The sequence below is a fragment of the Enterobacter wuhouensis genome, assembly GCF_004331265.1.
GTDB classification, from domain to species: domain Bacteria; phylum Pseudomonadota; class Gammaproteobacteria; order Enterobacterales; family Enterobacteriaceae; genus Enterobacter; species Enterobacter wuhouensis.
On record NZ_SJOO01000004.1, the window covers coordinates 72,511 to 88,657 of the forward strand.

At 51.4% G+C, this 16,147-nt stretch carries 16 protein-coding genes; 11 read left to right on the forward strand and 5 right to left on the reverse strand.

Annotated elements, in window-relative coordinates:
- Positions 1-7: 7 nt before the first annotated feature.
- From panC to E0L20_RS10475, 9 genes are all read left to right on the forward strand, one after another.
- Positions 8-859: a pantoate--beta-alanine ligase gene (gene panC, locus E0L20_RS10435; RefSeq protein WP_131633905.1), complete on the forward strand. Its 852-nt coding sequence runs from the start codon at positions 8-10 to the stop codon at positions 857-859.
- 32 nt (positions 860-891) lie between these two features.
- A complete protein-coding gene (panD, locus tag E0L20_RS10440) occupies positions 892-1,272 on the forward strand; it encodes an aspartate 1-decarboxylase (RefSeq protein WP_006817185.1) in 381 nt (126 codons plus the stop codon).
- A 250-nt stretch (positions 1,273-1,522) separates the two neighbouring features.
- On the forward strand, positions 1,523-2,131 hold the full coding sequence (locus tag E0L20_RS10445; RefSeq protein WP_131633906.1) for a fimbrial protein: 609 nt from the start codon (positions 1,523-1,525) through the stop codon (positions 2,129-2,131).
- Positions 2,132-2,204: 73 nt separating this feature from the next.
- Positions 2,205-2,948, forward strand: a complete 744-nt coding sequence (locus E0L20_RS10450; protein ID WP_131633907.1) for a fimbrial chaperone — start codon at positions 2,205-2,207, stop codon at positions 2,946-2,948.
- A gap of 79 nt (positions 2,949-3,027) precedes the next feature.
- Complete coding sequence (locus E0L20_RS10455) at positions 3,028-5,625, forward strand: outer membrane usher protein (protein WP_131633908.1); 2,598 nt, start codon at positions 3,028-3,030, stop codon at positions 5,623-5,625.
- A gap of 28 nt (positions 5,626-5,653) precedes the next feature.
- Complete coding sequence (locus tag E0L20_RS10460; protein ID WP_131633909.1) at positions 5,654-6,229, forward strand: fimbrial protein; 576 nt, start codon at positions 5,654-5,656, stop codon at positions 6,227-6,229.
- A 26-nt stretch (positions 6,230-6,255) separates the two neighbouring features.
- Positions 6,256-6,819 (forward strand): fimbrial protein, encoded by a 564-nt coding sequence (locus E0L20_RS10465; protein WP_131633910.1) that lies wholly within the window; start codon positions 6,256-6,258, stop codon positions 6,817-6,819.
- Positions 6,820-6,832: 13 nt separating this feature from the next.
- Positions 6,833-7,441 (forward strand): fimbrial-like protein, encoded by a 609-nt coding sequence (locus E0L20_RS10470; protein WP_131633911.1) that lies wholly within the window; start codon positions 6,833-6,835, stop codon positions 7,439-7,441.
- 11 nt (positions 7,442-7,452) lie between these two features.
- On the forward strand, positions 7,453-8,520 hold the full coding sequence (locus tag E0L20_RS10475) for a fimbrial protein StkG (protein WP_131633912.1): 1,068 nt from the start codon (positions 7,453-7,455) through the stop codon (positions 8,518-8,520).
- A 1-nt stretch (position 8,521) separates the two neighbouring features.
- Here the strand turns inward: E0L20_RS10475 and E0L20_RS10480 are convergent, their stop codons facing one another.
- The 4 genes from E0L20_RS10480 to E0L20_RS10495 form a co-directional block, all read right to left on the reverse strand.
- On the reverse strand, positions 8,522-9,769 hold the full coding sequence (locus tag E0L20_RS10480; protein WP_131633913.1) for a polysaccharide deacetylase family protein: 1,248 nt from the start codon (positions 9,767-9,769) through the stop codon (positions 8,522-8,524).
- Between the two features lie 63 nt (positions 9,770-9,832).
- Positions 9,833-10,273 carry a PTS sugar transporter subunit IIA gene (locus E0L20_RS10485; protein WP_131633914.1) on the reverse strand — a complete coding sequence of 147 codons (441 nt, stop codon included), beginning with the start codon at positions 10,271-10,273 and terminating at the stop codon, positions 9,833-9,835.
- 104 nt (positions 10,274-10,377) lie between these two features.
- Positions 10,378-11,148 carry an ABC transporter permease gene (locus E0L20_RS10490; protein ID WP_131633915.1) on the reverse strand — a complete coding sequence of 257 codons (771 nt, stop codon included), beginning with the start codon at positions 11,146-11,148 and terminating at the stop codon, positions 10,378-10,380.
- Positions 11,145-12,071 carry an ABC transporter ATP-binding protein gene (locus E0L20_RS10495; protein ID WP_131633916.1) on the reverse strand — a complete coding sequence of 309 codons (927 nt, stop codon included), beginning with the start codon at positions 12,069-12,071 and terminating at the stop codon, positions 11,145-11,147. Before E0L20_RS10495 ends, E0L20_RS10490 begins: the two co-directional genes overlap by 4 nt.
- Before the next feature lie 107 nt (positions 12,072-12,178).
- On the opposite strand from E0L20_RS10495, the gene can reads away from it, so the two are divergent.
- Positions 12,179-12,841: a carbonate dehydratase gene (gene can / locus E0L20_RS10500; RefSeq protein WP_131633917.1), complete on the forward strand. Its 663-nt coding sequence runs from the start codon at positions 12,179-12,181 to the stop codon at positions 12,839-12,841.
- 87 nt (positions 12,842-12,928) lie between these two features.
- Here the strand turns inward: can and hpt are convergent, their stop codons facing one another.
- Complete coding sequence (gene hpt, locus E0L20_RS10505) at positions 12,929-13,465, reverse strand: hypoxanthine phosphoribosyltransferase (RefSeq protein ID WP_165500707.1); 537 nt, start codon at positions 13,463-13,465, stop codon at positions 12,929-12,931.
- Positions 13,466-13,672: 207 nt separating this feature from the next.
- On the opposite strand from hpt, the gene E0L20_RS10510 reads away from it, so the two are divergent.
- On the forward strand, positions 13,673-16,063 hold the full coding sequence (locus tag E0L20_RS10510) for a glucose/quinate/shikimate family membrane-bound PQQ-dependent dehydrogenase (RefSeq protein WP_131633919.1): 2,391 nt from the start codon (positions 13,673-13,675) through the stop codon (positions 16,061-16,063).
- The last annotated feature ends 84 nt before the right edge of the window (positions 16,064-16,147 follow it).

The window sequence follows — 16,147 nt, forward strand, 5'->3', positions numbered from 1 at the left end:
TCTTGTTGTGCTAATCATTGAAACCCTGCCGCTGCTGCGCCAGCACATCCGTCGCGCACGTCAGGAAGGTAAACGTATCGCACTGGTCCCGACCATGGGCAATCTGCATGACGGCCATATGAAGCTCGTCGATGAAGCGAGAGCGCGTGCTGATATCGTGGTGGTCAGTATCTTCGTTAACCCCATGCAGTTTGACCGTGCGGACGATCTGGCGCGCTACCCGCGCACGCTGCAGGAAGATTGCGAGAAGCTCAAAAAACGCCACGCGGATATTGTTTTCTCTCCGGCACCCGCGGATGTCTACCCGCAGGGTACAGAAGACGCCACCTACGTTGACGTCCCGGGCATCTCAACGATGCTCGAAGGCGCAAGCCGTCCGGGCCATTTCCGCGGCGTATCCACCATCGTCAGCAAGCTGTTCAACCTGGTGCAGCCGGACGTTGCCTGTTTCGGCGAGAAAGATTTCCAGCAGCTGGCGCTGATTCGCAAGATGGTCGCCGATATGGGTTACGACATCGAGATTGTCGGCGTGCCGATTGTGCGTGCCAAAGACGGCCTGGCGCTCAGCTCCCGCAACGGCTACCTGACCGCCGATCAGCGTAAAATCGCCCCTGCCCTAAGCAAAGTGATGAACACCATGGCTGAACAGCTGCTGGCGAAAGAGTTGACCGCCGAAGAGATCATCGCCCTCGCCGAGCAGGCGCTGAACGATAAAGGTCTTCGCGCTGACGACGTTCAAATTCGGGATGCCGACACGCTCTTGGCGCTTTCAGAAGCCAGTAAACGTGCGGTTATTCTGGTGGCGGCATGGCTCGGCCAGGCCCGCCTTATCGACAACAAAGTGGTTGAGCTGGCGTAGTTTTTCTACCCGGAAGATTAAAGGTAAACGTAATGATTCGCAAAATGCTGCAAGGTAAGCTTCACCGTGTGACCGTCACTCAGGCCGACCTGCATTACGAAGGCTCCTGCGCGATCGACCAGGATTTTCTCGACGCGGCGGGTATTCTCGAAAACGAAGCGATTGATATCTGGAACGTGAACAACGGCAAACGCTTCTCCACCTACGCGATTGCCGCCGAGCGCGGGTCTAAAATCATCTCCGTTAACGGCGCTGCTGCGCACTGCGCGGACGTTGGGGATATCGTGATTATCGCCAGCTTTGTGATGATGTCCGACGAAGAAGCGCGCCGCTGGCAGCCAAAGGTCGCCTACTTTGAAGGCGAAAATGAAATGAAGCGCACTGCGAAGGCTATTCCAGTTCAGGTGGCTTGATCGTTAATATGTCCTGACCCATTTATTAATATTCACTTAATAAATGGGTCAATAAAGTATTATAACAATATTAAATACCCTCGTTACAAAATCTGATTACTACCTTTAAATTAACTTAAATATGCATTAAGTTAATATCATGCAATCGCTGTATATTTTAAAAGCCAAACCCCATAGAATCCGCTGCGAAATTTAATTTTCAAAAAGAAAGATTTTGTATTTACTTATTTCTATCAATATGGATATTAAAATGACTTTTAAGAAATATGGTTTGGCAATTGCAATGGCAACGGTTCTGGCAGCAGGTTCTGCTGCAGCAGCGGATTCTGATACCGGTACTGTTACTTTCCACGGCATGGTAAGCAACAACACCTGCCAGGTTTCCCTTGACCAGAAAATCGATCAAAGCGGTAACGACTTTGACGTAACTCTTGACACCGTTTTCGTAAAAGATTTCGCGAATGCTCTGGGTACCACCAGCACTCTGGGCGAGAAGAAATTCTCCCTGTCCCTGACCGGTTGCGATACCGACACCGTTAAGAAAGCGTCTGCTCAGTTCGCTTCATGGGCGGGTTCTTCTTCTACTGAAGGTGGCCTGCTGGTTCCACCAAGCAACGCTCAGGGCTCTGCCAAGAACGTTAACCTGGTACTGTCAAACGACGGCAACTCTGCTACCGATCTGGTAAAAATTGATCAGACTAACAACACTCAGAAAGCAACCATCGACGCCACCAGCGGTGCAGGTAACCTGTACTACCGCGTAGCCTATACCCAGGGTCAGGGTTGGGATGCTGCGGCTAACCCAGTATCCGCGGGTACCGTGCAGGCACAAGTTGCCTTCACCATGATTTACGAATAAGAACGCGTAAATTTTAAGTCAACGCCCCCTTTCTTTGCGGGGCGTTTGTAAAATTCCAAAAGGAAGTGGAAAAATGACAAATTCTTCAATCACTAAGGGTTTCACGACCTTATTGCTCGTCACATCTCTTTTTACTGCGTTTAATGCATGCGCAGATATTGTTATCTCGGGTACACGTATCGTTTATCCTCAGTCGTCTAAAGACGTGGTTGTTAACCTTGATAACCATGGTAATAAGCCACTTCTGGTGCAAACCTGGTTGGACGATGGCCGCGACGGTGTTAACCCGCAGGAACTTAAGCTCCCGTTTATAATTACGCCACCCGTTTCACGTATTGATCCCAAAAAGGGTCAGTCCGTACGTATAACCTATACGGGTACGCCATTGCCACAGGATCGCGAATCCCTTTTCTGGTTTAACGTTCTTGAAATTCCGCCGAAATCAAAAGCTGAATCAAAAGAGAATCTGAACCAGCTGCAATTGGCATTTAGAACGCGTATAAAATTCTTTTTCCGTCCTGAGGGCTTAAAAGGCACGCCGGGCGATGCTGCAGAAAAACTGACCTGGACGCAGAAAAAAGAAGGTAATACTGTGCAGCTGGTTGCACATAATAACTCACCTTACAACGTGTCTGTTTCTCAGGTTAAAATTAAGTCCAGCCAGAAAATATTTGAGGCTGTTCATCAGTCAGTACAACCGTTTAGCGAGGCCGCTATGGTGGTCAAAGGTTTATCTTCTGCAGTAAATGGTGATGTCGAATATGACACCATCAATGATTATGGTGGAACAGATCATCATAAAGCTGCAGTGAAATAAACGTACATCCTTAATAAAAAATAACTGATAGCATTAACTCTGTGGATATAACTATCCTCACTGATTAAGTGGATGTACCATGATATTTCGACGCTCACTGTTATGCCTCGCTATTAGCGCGGCATTACCTTTCTGTGTTTACGCAGAAAATTCCACATCTGTAGATGATCTACCCGATAATGAAGAAACCATCGAATTTAACGAACAGTTTCTTTTGAGTGGTAGTACAAATATTGATATTAATCGGTTCGCGAATGGTAACCCGGTGATGCCCGGCGTATATCGCACAAAGATCAATCTGAACGGTAAATTAAAATCTACCGTTGAGGTGACATTTAAAGATAATGGGACACCTCGTGCAGCACCATGCGTGACCAAACTGCTTCTGGCACAATCGGGAGTCGACACCAGTACGCTGGATTCAGAACTGGACGACGATGATAATACGACGTGTATTGACATCAAAAAGTCTTTCCCTCATGCCTCGGTCAGCTATGACAGTGGCAAACAGGCGTTAGATCTTAATTTTCCGCAAATCTATGTACTTAAACGTCCCACGGGTTACGTTGATCCTTCGCTATGGGATAACGGTATTCCGGCTGCGCTTATTTCTTACGATACAAACGCATGGCGTAGCGAAAGTAACGGCAGCACATCAGAAAGCGCCTACATGGGCTTACGCTACGGCCTCAATATGGGACCATGGCGCCTCCGTTCACGCGGAAACCTAAACTGGGATCAGGATAACGGCACGAAATATTCAAGTCAGGATATCTATCTCCAGCGTGATATTACAAAGCTGGGCGCTCAGTTCGTTTTAGGTGACTCCTATACGCGTGGCGAAGCGTTTAACTCAATGAGCCTGCGTGGTACACGCATGTACAGTGACGACCGCATGTTGCCTATGGGGTCAACGGGTTATGCACCTGTCATTCGCGGCGTCGCAAACAGCAACGCGAAAGTCAGCATTATGCAGAGCGGCAATAAAATTTATGAAACATCGGTGCCGCCGGGTTCATTTGAAATTAATGATCTCAGTACAACCGGTTACGGCAATGATTTGCTGGTCACCATAGAAGAAGCTGACGGCAGCAAGCGCTCCTTTACCGTGCCATTCTCATCCGTTACGCAAATGCTTCGTCCGGGTGCATCACGCTGGGACGTTGGCGTTGGTGAGCTCAAAGATGATTCGTTGCTGGATGCACCTAAAGTCGGTTACGGCACGCTTTATTACGGCCTGAATAATACCTTTACAGGTTACGTCGGCGCTCAGTTTACCGATATGGACTTTTACGCCGGAATTTTAGGTCTGGCGATGAATACTCAAATTGGTGCTTTTGCAGTTGATGCTACCCAATCACATGCTGAAATTGAGGGTCTCGATACTCTAAGCGGTCAAAGTTATCGCGTAACCTATAGCAAAATGATTGAGGCTACAAATACCTCGTTTAACGTTGCAGCCTATCGTTTCTCGACGGAAGACTATCTTAGCCTTACCGATGCGGCCCAGCTTCGTGACAGTATTACCCGGCAAAAATATTCAAACCGCAGCTATGACTCAAACGAAGAGCTTTATGCAGACTATCAGCGTACTAAAAATCAGGTGCAAATTAGTCTTAACCAGCCGCTGAACGCCGGGGAAAATAGTTTCGGCTCTATCTATGTCAGCGGTACGTGGCAGGATTACTGGAACGCCACAGGTTCTACATCCAACTATAACATTGGATATAACAACAGTTTCACCTACGGCAGCTATAGCCTGTCGTTGCAGCGTACTTACGACCAAACAGGGAAAAAAGACGACAGCGTTTATTTAAGCCTTAGCATACCGCTGAACGCATTCTCGCACGATGGCTCACGCTCTGGCGGTTTCTCTAACATTAATATGGGACTACGTTCAGATCTGAAAGGCGGTACGAGTTTTAACACATCGGCAGGTGGAAACACGCAAGATAATAAGATGAGTTATTCCGTAAGCGCAGCATCCAATAGCGGAAACTATGGCAATCTAAATCAGATAAGCGGTTACGGTTCGTATAACAGCGAATATGGCCCACTCGGCTTATCCGCCACCTATGGCGATGACAATAGCAAACAGTACTCAGCCTCCTATAGCGGCGGCATGGTTCTCCATTCTGGCGGTATTGCGTTTGCACCTGGCAGTATTGGTGACAACGATGCGCTGGCATTGGTTAAAGCAAGCGGCGCTACAGGCGCGGGTATAGGTTTCGGCAACAGTGAAATTGGCGACTCTGGTTACGGTATTTTGCCTTATATGTCGGCCTATCGTGAAAACCGCGTTTATTTAGATATTAGCACTCTCGAAAGTGACGTTGAAATTAAAAACACCAGCGAGATTACGGTTCCTCGAAGCGGTTCCGTCGTACTGGTTAATTTCGAAACGGATGAAGGCCGTTCGTTAATACTGGAACTCCAGCGTACTGACAAAGGGTTTATTCCTTTGGGTGCCGATGTGTTAAACGAAAAAAATGAATCTGTTGGCACCGTGGGACAAGCCGGGCAGGCCTATATCCGCGGCGTTGAAGATCAGGGTGTGCTGCATATTGTCTGGGGAAATGAAAAGGGCAGCAGATGTGACGTTCATTATCAGGTATTACCTAATGCTAAAAAAGTAGGACTTACTACGGTACTCAATAACCAGCAGTGCCAGATGTAATTATTCAGGAAAATAGATGAGAGTAAGCATGAAAAGAAATATTTTTAGCCTGTCGATCGTTGCCATGGCGACGCTGGCTTTATCTGGCTCGGCGCTGGCCGAAGCCACAGATCTCAACGTCAACTTCACTGCCAATATTCGCGAAACCACCTGCGATATGAAACTGGTTGGTGGTACGGGCTCCGACAATCAACAGACGCTGACGATTGGTGATAATGGCCAGGTGCGTCTTACCGATGTCAGAGCTGGGACAGCAACCGCTAATTTCAAAATCGTGTTGGTGGAATGCCCGTCTTCCTTAAAATCGTTAAAAACTACGGTTAAAGGCACTAAATCAGGCTATATCCCATCAGCGCTGATTAACCAAATTAACGCTAGTGCAGGTGGTGCAGATTATGCGGGTATCAATATTGCAAGAGCATCTGCTCCCGATGCGCCATTTGTCGTTAACTCAACTAACGATGCCGAGCGCCTGGTATGGACCGCCGCAGAACTCCAGAGTAAAGAAGTTCCTTTAGTCGCCAAAATGCTTGAAACCCAAACGAACAGAATGTCTATTGGCGAATTCAAGGCTGTAGCGACTTTTGAGTTCAGTTACGAGTGATTGGTGCAGGAAACCGGAGCAATATTATGAAATTTAAACCAACCTTTATCGCCTTCTCCTTTTCAACCCTGCTGTGTTCTGGAATGGCGAATGCGGCAATTACCGGCACCAGCAGTGTCGAAATGACCTTTCAAACAACAGTCACGGCAGGCACCTGTACCGCTAAAGTCCTTAATAATGCAGGTACAGCAGCCACTGAAATTGCATTCGGTGACGTATACAAATCTGATCTGGTGAATAAAACCCGCGTCGAGCCGCTGAAAATCTCTCTTACCAACTGTTCTGGCGTATCCAAAGCAACGGTATCAGCTGCGAAGGGTTCAGGTGGTGCGTGTACTGGCACAGCTGCAAACGGAGATTCCTATTCCGGAGGCTTAGCAACAGGCTTCGAAATCTGGTCCGGCGTTGTTGATACAGGTCTTCTAATGAGCTGTAACACGCCGCCAGCCGCCCAGGAAGTTACCATCACTGACGGCACCGGTGAGTTCCCGATGAATTCACGTATTGTGATTGGTAAGGACAAAACTATCTCTGATGTAGGAACCGGCGCTGTTACCGCACCAATAACGTTTACCATCGCGTATCAGTAATTCAGGAATCATTATGCAACTATCACCGTTTACTTTACGCCAGCCCGGTCTGATGTTGCTTATCGGACTGGCTGGTAGCATCCTGCCTGGTGTATGCCAGGCAAGTTCAGGTGTGAACATGAACCTGACCGCGAACATTGTTAATAATACCTGCCGGTTAACCGTTGAAAACGGCGGAGAGATTTATTTACCGACCGTAGCTCGAGGCTGGTTTTATAACAGTGACAAGAGCGATCGCTTATCGCCAACCGATGATGCAGCCGGCACACCTTTCACAATCCACGTAGACAATTGCTTCGCGGGTGATGGAGATGACACAAGCCTCAGCCAACTAAAATTTAGCTTTACACCTAAGGCAGGCTTCTGGAGCAATCACAATCAGGTGTTCAAAAACGAGGCTACTGTTGGCGCAGCTTCAAATGTGGGGATTGTTATCTTTTCAGACGATTTCCATACTAACGTTTTGAACAGCGACGGCAGTTCTAAAGTTATTTATGATGTCAGTGGAAGTGGTGACAATTATATAAAGGATTATGGATTTTACGCGCGTTATCAGAACACAGGTATCGTTTCAGGCGGTATTGTAGTTAGTAGCGTTCTGGTCGACGTAAGCTACGAATAAAAGGATTTATGATGAATAAAAAAATCTATGCTTTAGCCATAGTAATGTTGGGAATCTCCGGGTTTTCACATGCTGCAATGGAATGTAAATTTGACAGTAATGATACACTGCAAATAATGTCCCCTGGTGTTCAACCTGTTATAACACCCCTCCCCGTTGGAACAGTTACCACGCCTGTTCAGATCAGTAGCACCATTATTCTGGAGACGACCCCTGCGTTAAAATCGCATTGCGCGGTGGGTAACGACGGTGAAAACGTCTATCAGATGACCAATAGTGCTATGCTGGAAGGCAACATAGATGGCAAAGCCACGTTTCGCACCAACATCGCCGGGATTGTCTACACGCTGGCCTTTTATCCAGATGGTAACGCCGTGACAGCGTGGTTCCCGTTCAACCCAAATGGATTTTATCTCACCGGCGACACTCACGATAATGAAGGTGCGGTAGACGGTAAAACGTGGCATGTTCGTATGGAATTCTGGCAAACGAATGGGTTCACGGGTGTGCCTGCTGACGAAGATTTTTTAACTGCATCCACTGGGCCGATCGGTCAAATAATTTTGGGCAATCCTGATGGAACCACAACGGAAGACCATCCGCGTCCGCTGGTTAATATGTCCGAAATGTCGTTTAGTATTCCGTTGAATCGCCCGACCTGCGCGATGCGTGCACCCTCCAATGTCGACCTCGGAGACTGGTTCGCAGCAGATGTTGAAAATGGGAACACCACGGCAGTAGAGTTTAAAATTTCCGGAACATGCATAAATACAACTGAAGTCTGGACGACATTGACTTCCGCATATACCACCACGGATAAAGGTTATTTTACCAACTCTCTGCAGGGTAGCGGCGTGACCGCTGCTGGTGGGGTAGGCGTGCTGTTAACGATGCCAGGTAACACTTCTCACATTAAGGCTGACAGCTATAAATTGCTTCTGGCCCATTCCGATTCGTTCGGCCCAGAAACGCATATGATTGACAAAACCTTTACGGCTCAACTGGTCAAAGTCGGCACTGACCCTGTCACCGTGGGTAGCTTTGGTAACAACATCACTTTCCAGATCACCTACGACTAACCTACCCCTGCGGCTGATTGCTGATCAGCCGCGACATCGTCTCCAGCGAATCCGTTCTTAAAATATACAGGCGCTTCAGTAAGAACGGATTATCCCCCGGCTTCACCTTGCCTTTCACCGTTGTCACCGCCAGATGAAAACCGGCATCATTCGCCGCCTTTATCGCTTTATTATCGTATCCACCAAACGGATAAGAGACATACAGCACGCGCGGATTAAACTGCGCCAGCGCGCGCCGCGAGCGTTCGAAATCAAACAGGATCACGTGATAGCTTCGGCTCAGCAAGATCGGATGCTTATACCCGTCAACGCGATGCAGGAAATGCGTGTGAGACTGAATGTCGAACACATCCTGAATGCCCTTAATCTCCTTAACGCTCATAAACTGCAGCGATTTTGGATCCCACTTCTGGGGATGCCCTTTAATGCGGGAGGAGATAATAAACGCCGTAGCGTTGAAGCCGTACTCTTTCAAGACAGGGTAAGCGTAGCGGCTGACGGACTTCAGGCCGTCGTCAAAGGTAATCACCACCGATTTCGCCGGCAGGTTCATTTTGTTACGCACGTACCCTTCGAGCTGGTACATCGTCAGCGTGGTATAGCCCTGGTCGCGTAGCCAGGCCATCTGGTTGTTGAATGCGCGGACGCTGGTGGTCGTGGAAGTATGGCGAAAACGGGTGTTCTCTTCATCCCGCAAAATATGATGGTAGGTCAGGACCGGAAGTCCATTATCTTCCTGCGCATCCAGGCTGCTGATCCACGCCAGACGATTGCCGATGCGGATCTGATACCAGGTCTGGTTCAGACGGTCTTTGAGCTTGTTCAGAATCGGATAGCGGAGGTTAGAACTTAACGTACCAAACGGCGCGCTCCCGCTGGTGGGGGCGTTATACACCGGCGTGTCTTTCCAGGTGATCAGGTTTTGGTTGCTGAGCGGCTTATTAAGGTCGCCAAGGCTGTCCTCAACGCGCTGTTTGCCCTGAACCTCTTCGAGATGCCCTTTATCGATAAATCCCGTGCCAAACCCAAAACGAAACTCGTAGTAGTCAGCAGAGGTTGGCACGACGGCCAGGATCTGCCCTGCCCTGACGTTCCCCACGTTCACGACTGCGTTTCCTACCTGCGCCCAGATGGCCGCATCTTCGGTGGTTTGCATATACCGGGCGGGAAGCCCTTGCTGGCTGATGAGGCTTGCAGATGTGCCGCCGGAAATCAGCAGCAACAGCAGGAAAATAACGCGCATGAACATGGGATATAAATCGATACAGGAAATCAGTCGCCATTGTAGCAAAAGCGACATCAATACCAATGTTTAATTCTTATACAGATCATGGAGCAGAACGAAAGGTGGGTTTTTCTGTTGCTGGTGCCACAGGCTGCTGACGCCCGGAACCTGCATATCAACGAGAGTATTGCGAAACTCAGCGCTGGTTAAGGTCTCGCGTTGGGGGTACATCGCTTCCAGCAGCGCATAGTTGATGCCCGAGATCACCTCGCAGTTTTCGTGCTTGTGGCTCAGCAGCGCGGCGGAACGGTAAGGCGCGGCGCCGGATTTATCGGTCAGAAAGATAACGCCATCGCCGGTGTCGGTTTCATGCAGCGCATCGCACATCATGCGGCTGAGCATATTGGTGCTTAAACCGCGCCAGTAGTTTACCGCGCGGCACTGCGGCAGCGGCCCAAATCTGGCTTCCAGCTTATCCAGCATGTCCTGCGCATGTTCATCGTGGCAGGTGATAACCCATCCAAGCATAGCTCTCTCTCCTTAGCAGGCGAGTAGTTTAGCGGAGTGAAGGTTAGCTTACGGTGATAACTGTCAAAAAAGTGCCCGGCAACAGGACGTCGCCGGGCGGAAAATCAGCTGCGTAAACCACGCCCGCGCTGGATCAGATACCAGCACAGCAGGTAGAAGGCGATGATAAACACCACCAGCACCGCCACCGTGGTGAACAGGGGCACATCGGTAATGCCGAGGAAGCCAAAGCGGAAGCCGCTGATCATGTAGACAATGGGGTTCAGGTGCGACAGCGCCTGCCAAAACGGCGGCAGCAGCGTCAGGGAGTAGAACACCCCGCCCAGATAGGTCAGCGGCGTCAGCACGAAGGTCGGGATCAGGCTGATGTCATCGAACGTTTTGGCAAACACCGCGTTCAGCAGGCCCGCCAGCGAAAACAGGATCGCGGTGAGCAATAACGTCAGCGCGACAAACAGCCACGAGTGGACCTGGAACGGCACGAAGAACAGCGAAATCGCCGTCACCAGAATGCCTACGCACAAACCGCGCGCCACGCCGCCGCCGACATAGCCCGCGATAATGACGTGCGTCGGCACCGGGGCCACCAGCAGCTCTTCAATGTTGCGCTGGAATTTGGCGCTAAAGAACGACGACGCCACGTTGGCATAGGCGTTGGTGATCACCGCCATCATGATCAGACCCGGCACGATAAACTGCATGTAGGTAAAGCCGTGCATCTCACCAATCCGGGAACCAATCAGGTTGCCGAAGATGATGAAGTAGAGCGTCATGGTGATCACCGGCGGCACCAGGGTTTGCACCCAGATGCGCATAAAGCGGTTAATCTCTTTCGCCCAGATGCTTTTCAGCGCCACCCAGAAAAGATGCGTCATGCCTTGTCTCCTTGTTTTTCATGTACCAGCGAGACAAACAGCTCTTCCAGTCGGTTCGCTTTGTTACGCATACTTAAGACCTGAATCCCCTGCGCGCTCAGCTGTGAGAAGACGCTGTTGACGCCCTGCTCGCGCAGCACTTCCACCTCAAGCGTCGAGGTATCGACCAGACGATAGTTGTACCCTTCCAGCTTCGGCAGCGCGCTTTTCGCCGCCAGATCGAGGATGAAGGTTTCTGACTTCAGCTTGGAGAGCAGATTTTTCATCGAGGTATTTTCCACCAGCTCGCCGTGCTGAATGATGCCGATGTTGCGGCACAGCATCTCAGCCTCTTCAAGATAGTGGGTGGTCAGGATGATAGTGGTGCCTTTATCGTTCAGATCCTTCAGGAAGCCCCACATGGATCGACGCAGTTCGATATCCACGCCCGCGGTTGGTTCATCGAGGATGAGCAATTTTGGCTCGTGCATCAGCGCACGGGCGATCATCAGGCGGCGCTTCATCCCGCCGGATAACATCCGCGCACGTTCGTTACGTTTTTCCCAAAGATCGAGCTGCTTGAGGTATTTTTCGCTGCGCTCAAGCGCCTCTTTACGCTCAACGCCGTAGTAACCCGCCTGGTTAACTACGATCTGCTGCACCGTCTCGAACGGGTTAAAGTTGAACTCCTGCGGCACCAGCCCCAGCTGGCGCTTGGCGTTGACCACATCTTTTTGCAGGTCGTAGCCAAACACGCTCACCCGGCCAGACGTCTTGTTAACCAGGGAACTGATAATCCCGATGGTAGTGGATTTCCCTGCCCCGTTCGGCCCCAGAAGCGCGTAGAAATCACCGGCCTCTACTTTGAGATCTATCCCGCGCAGCGCCTGAACGCCGCCCGGATAGGTTTTTTTAAGCTGCTCAAGCTCAAGTGCAATCGCCATGAATTAAACTTACCTATAGTTCTGACACACGTTGTGTGGTTTCATTAAAAGTCGGGTTACCCTATAGTAGCGCAACGCAATTACTTGGTTACAGGCCGTTAACGTCCATGAATGACATAGATACACTCATCAGCAACAATGCACTATGGTCAAAGATGCTGGTTGAAGAAGACCCCGGATTTTTCGGGAAACTGGCGCAAGCGCAGAACCCGCGCTTTCTATGGATTGGATGTTCCGATAGCCGCGTACCGGCAGAACGCCTGACCGGTCTTGAGCCTGGCGAACTCTTTGTTCACCGTAACGTTGCCAACCTTGTCATTCATACCGATCTCAACTGCCTTTCTGTCGTTCAGTATGCCGTTGACGTGCTGGAAGTCGAGCACATCATCATCTGCGGACACTACGGCTGCGGCGGCGTGCAGGCGGCGGTCGAAAACCCGGAGCTGGGGTTAATCGATAACTGGCTGCTACACATCCGCGATATCTGGTTCAAACATAGCTCACTGCTGGGCGAAATGCCGCAGGAGCGTCGAATGGACACGCTCTGCGAGCTGAACGTGATGGAGCAGGTGTATAACCTGGGCCACTCTACCATCATGCAATCGGCGTGGAAGCGCGGGCAGAAAGTGTCGGTCCACGGCTGGGCGTACGGTATTCACGATGGCCTGCTGCGCAATCTGGAAGTGACCGCCACCAACCGCGAAACGCTGGAGCAGCGTTACCGTTCAGGCATTGCCAACCTCAAGCTAAAGCATATGAACCATAAATAAACGAAGCCGGGTGGCGGCTGCGCCTTACCCGGCCTACAGGTGTGCTCTATGTAGGCCCGGTAAGCGCAGCGCCACCGGGCAAAGACACTACTCGTCCAGAATCACTACTTTTCCGACATACGGCAGATGACGATAACGCTGCGCGTAATCAATGCCGTAGCCGACGACGAATTCGTCCGGAATCGAGAAGCCAACGAACTCCACCGGCACCTGCACTTCACGGCGCTCTGGCTTATCCAGCAGGGTGCAAATCGCCAGTGATTTAGGCTGACGCAGGCTCAGGATCTCGCGCACTTTAGAGAGCGTGTTGCCGGAGTCGATGATGTCCTCCACGATCAACACATCTTTGCCACGAATATCTTCATCCAGATCTTTCAGGATTTTCACATCACGGGTTGTGGACATGCCGCTGCCGTAGCTGGAGGCGGTCATAAAGTCGACCTCATGGGACACCTGCACTTCACGGCACAGGTCTGCCATGAACATGAAAGAGCCACGCAACAGACCAACCAGCACCATTTCGCTGCCGCTGTCCTTGTAATGTTCGGTGATTTGACGACCCAGTTCGGCGATACGCGCTTTGATCTCGGCTTCCGGGATCATCACTTCAACAGTATGTTTCATATTACTAACCATATGATTTTAATGAAAATCTCTCAATGCAGGTGAATGTATTTCCGGCATCGATACGCAAGCCAGCCATTATAACAGCAAATGGATAACCCTGGCGTATGAGTTATAAAAAGCAAATTTTGTGATTCCGATCACACTTGTTAATACCTATAATTAGTTGCTAGCAAATAATTAACAAAACTGACGAGTACACTTTCTATGGCTGAAACAAAAACTAAGCAGCCGCGTTTACTGGTGACATTAACAGCCGCGTTCGCAGCCTTCTGCGCGCTGTATTTGTTAATCGGTGGCGTCTGGCTGGTCGCTTTAGGCGGCTCCTGGTACTACCCGATTGCGGGTCTGGTTATGGTTGCCGTAACCGTTCTGCTGTTGCGTAGAAAACAATCCGCGCTGTGGCTGTATGCCGCTCTCCTCCTTGCCACGATGATCTGGGGCGTCTGGGAAGTCGGGTTCGACTTCTGGGCACTGACGCCGCGCAGCGACATCCTGGTCTTCTTTGGCATCTGGCTGATCCTGCCGTTCGTCTGGCGTCGCCTGATCGTGCCGTCCAGCGGTGCTGTGGCGGGTCTGGTTGTGGCCCTGCTGATAACCGGCGGCATTCTGACCTGGGCCGGTTTTAACGACCCGCAGGAGATCAACGGTACGCTGAACGCAGAATCCACGCCAGCTGCAGCTATCTCTCAGGTAGCGGACGGTGACTGGCCTGCGTATGGTCGTAACCAGGAAGGTCAACGCTACTCTCCGTTGAAGCAGATCAACGCGGATAACGTTAAAAACCTGAAGGAAGCCTGGGTATTCCGCACCGGCGACCTGAAAATGCCGAACGATCCGGGCGAGCTGACTAACGAAGTGACGCCGATTAAGGTTGGCGACATGCTTTATCTGTGTACGGCGCACCAGCGTCTGTTTGCGCTCGACGCGGCCACCGGTAAAGAGAAATGGCACTTCGATCCGCAGCTGAACTCCAATCCGTCCTTCCAGCACGTCACCTGCCGCGGCGTTTCCTACCACGAAGCGCGTGCCGATAATGCCAGCCCGGAAGTCATCGCCGACTGCCCTCGCCGCATTATGCTGCCGGTGAACGATGGCCGTCTGTTCGCAATTAACGCCGAAACGGGCAAGCTGTGCGAAACCTTTGCCAACAAAGGTATCCTGAACCTGCAGACCAACATGCCGGACACCACGCCGGGTCTGTATGAGCCAACCTCACCGCCAATCATCACCGATAAAACCATCGTGATTGCCGGTTCGGTAACGGATAACTTCTCCACGCGTGAAACCTCCGGCGTTATCCGTGGTTTCGACGTGAACACCGGTAAACTGCTGTGGGCCTTTGACCCGGGCGCGAAAGATCCAAACGCGATCCCGTCGGACGAGCACACCTTTACCTTTAACTCGCCAAACTCCTGGGCACCGGCCGCGTATGACGCGAAGCTGGACCTGGTCTACCTGCCGATGGGCGTCACCACCCCGGATATCTGGGGCGGTAACCGCACGCCGGAGCAGGAGCGTTACGCGAGCGCTATCGTGGCGCTGAACGCGACCACCGGCAAGCTGGCATGGAGCTATCAGACCGTACACCACGATCTGTGGGATATGGATATGCCGTCCCAGCCGACGCTGGCGGACATTACCGTTGACGGCAAAACCGTTCCAGTGATTTACGCTCCGGCCAAGACGGGCAACATCTTCGTGCTGGATCGCAGCAACGGTAAGCTGGTTGTGCCTGCGCCTGAAAAACCGGTTCCGCAGGGTGCCGCAAAAGGCGACTACGTCAGCAAAACGCAGCCGTTCTCTGACCTGAGCTTCCGTCCGAAGAAAGACCTCAGCGGTGCAGACATGTGGGGTGCCACCATGTTTGACCAGCTGGTGTGCCGCGTGATGTTCCATCAGCTGCGCTACGAAGGCATCTTCACGCCGCCGTCAGAGCAGGGCACGCTGGTTTTCCCGGGTAACCTGGGGATGTTCGAGTGGGGCGGTATCTCCGTCGACCCTAACCGTCAGGTGGCGATTGCTAACCCGATGGCGCTGCCGTTCGTTTCCCGCCTGATCCCACGCGGTCCGGGCAACCCAATGGAGCAGCCGAAAGACGCGAAAGGCAGCGGTACCGAAGCCGGCATCCAGCCGCAGTACGGCGTTCCGTATGGAGTGACGCTGAACCCGTTCCTGTCTCCGTTTGGTCTGCCGTGTAAACAGCCTGCCTGGGGTTACATCTCCGGTCTGGATCTGAAAACCAACCAGATCGTGTGGAAAAAACGTATTGGTACGCCACAGGACAGCATGCCGTTCCCGATGCCGGTTCCAGTGCCGTTCAATATGGGTATGCCAATGCTGGGTGGCCCGATTTCCACCGCCGGTAACGTGCTGTTCATCGCGGCAACCGCAGATAACTACCTGCGCGCGTACAACATGACCAACGGTGAGAAACTGTGGCAGGGCCGTCTGCCTGCCGGTGGACAAGCTACGCCGATGACCTATGAAGTGAATGGCAAGCAGTACGTTGTCATCTCTGCGGGCGGTCACGGTTCGTTTGGTACGAAGATGGGCGACTACATCGTCGCGTATGCGTTGCCTGACGAAAACAAGTAACTGAAAAGCCCGGTGGCGCTGCGCTTACCGGGCCTACGGGTGCCCTATGTAGGCCGGGTAAGGCGAAGCCGCCACCCGGCTTTT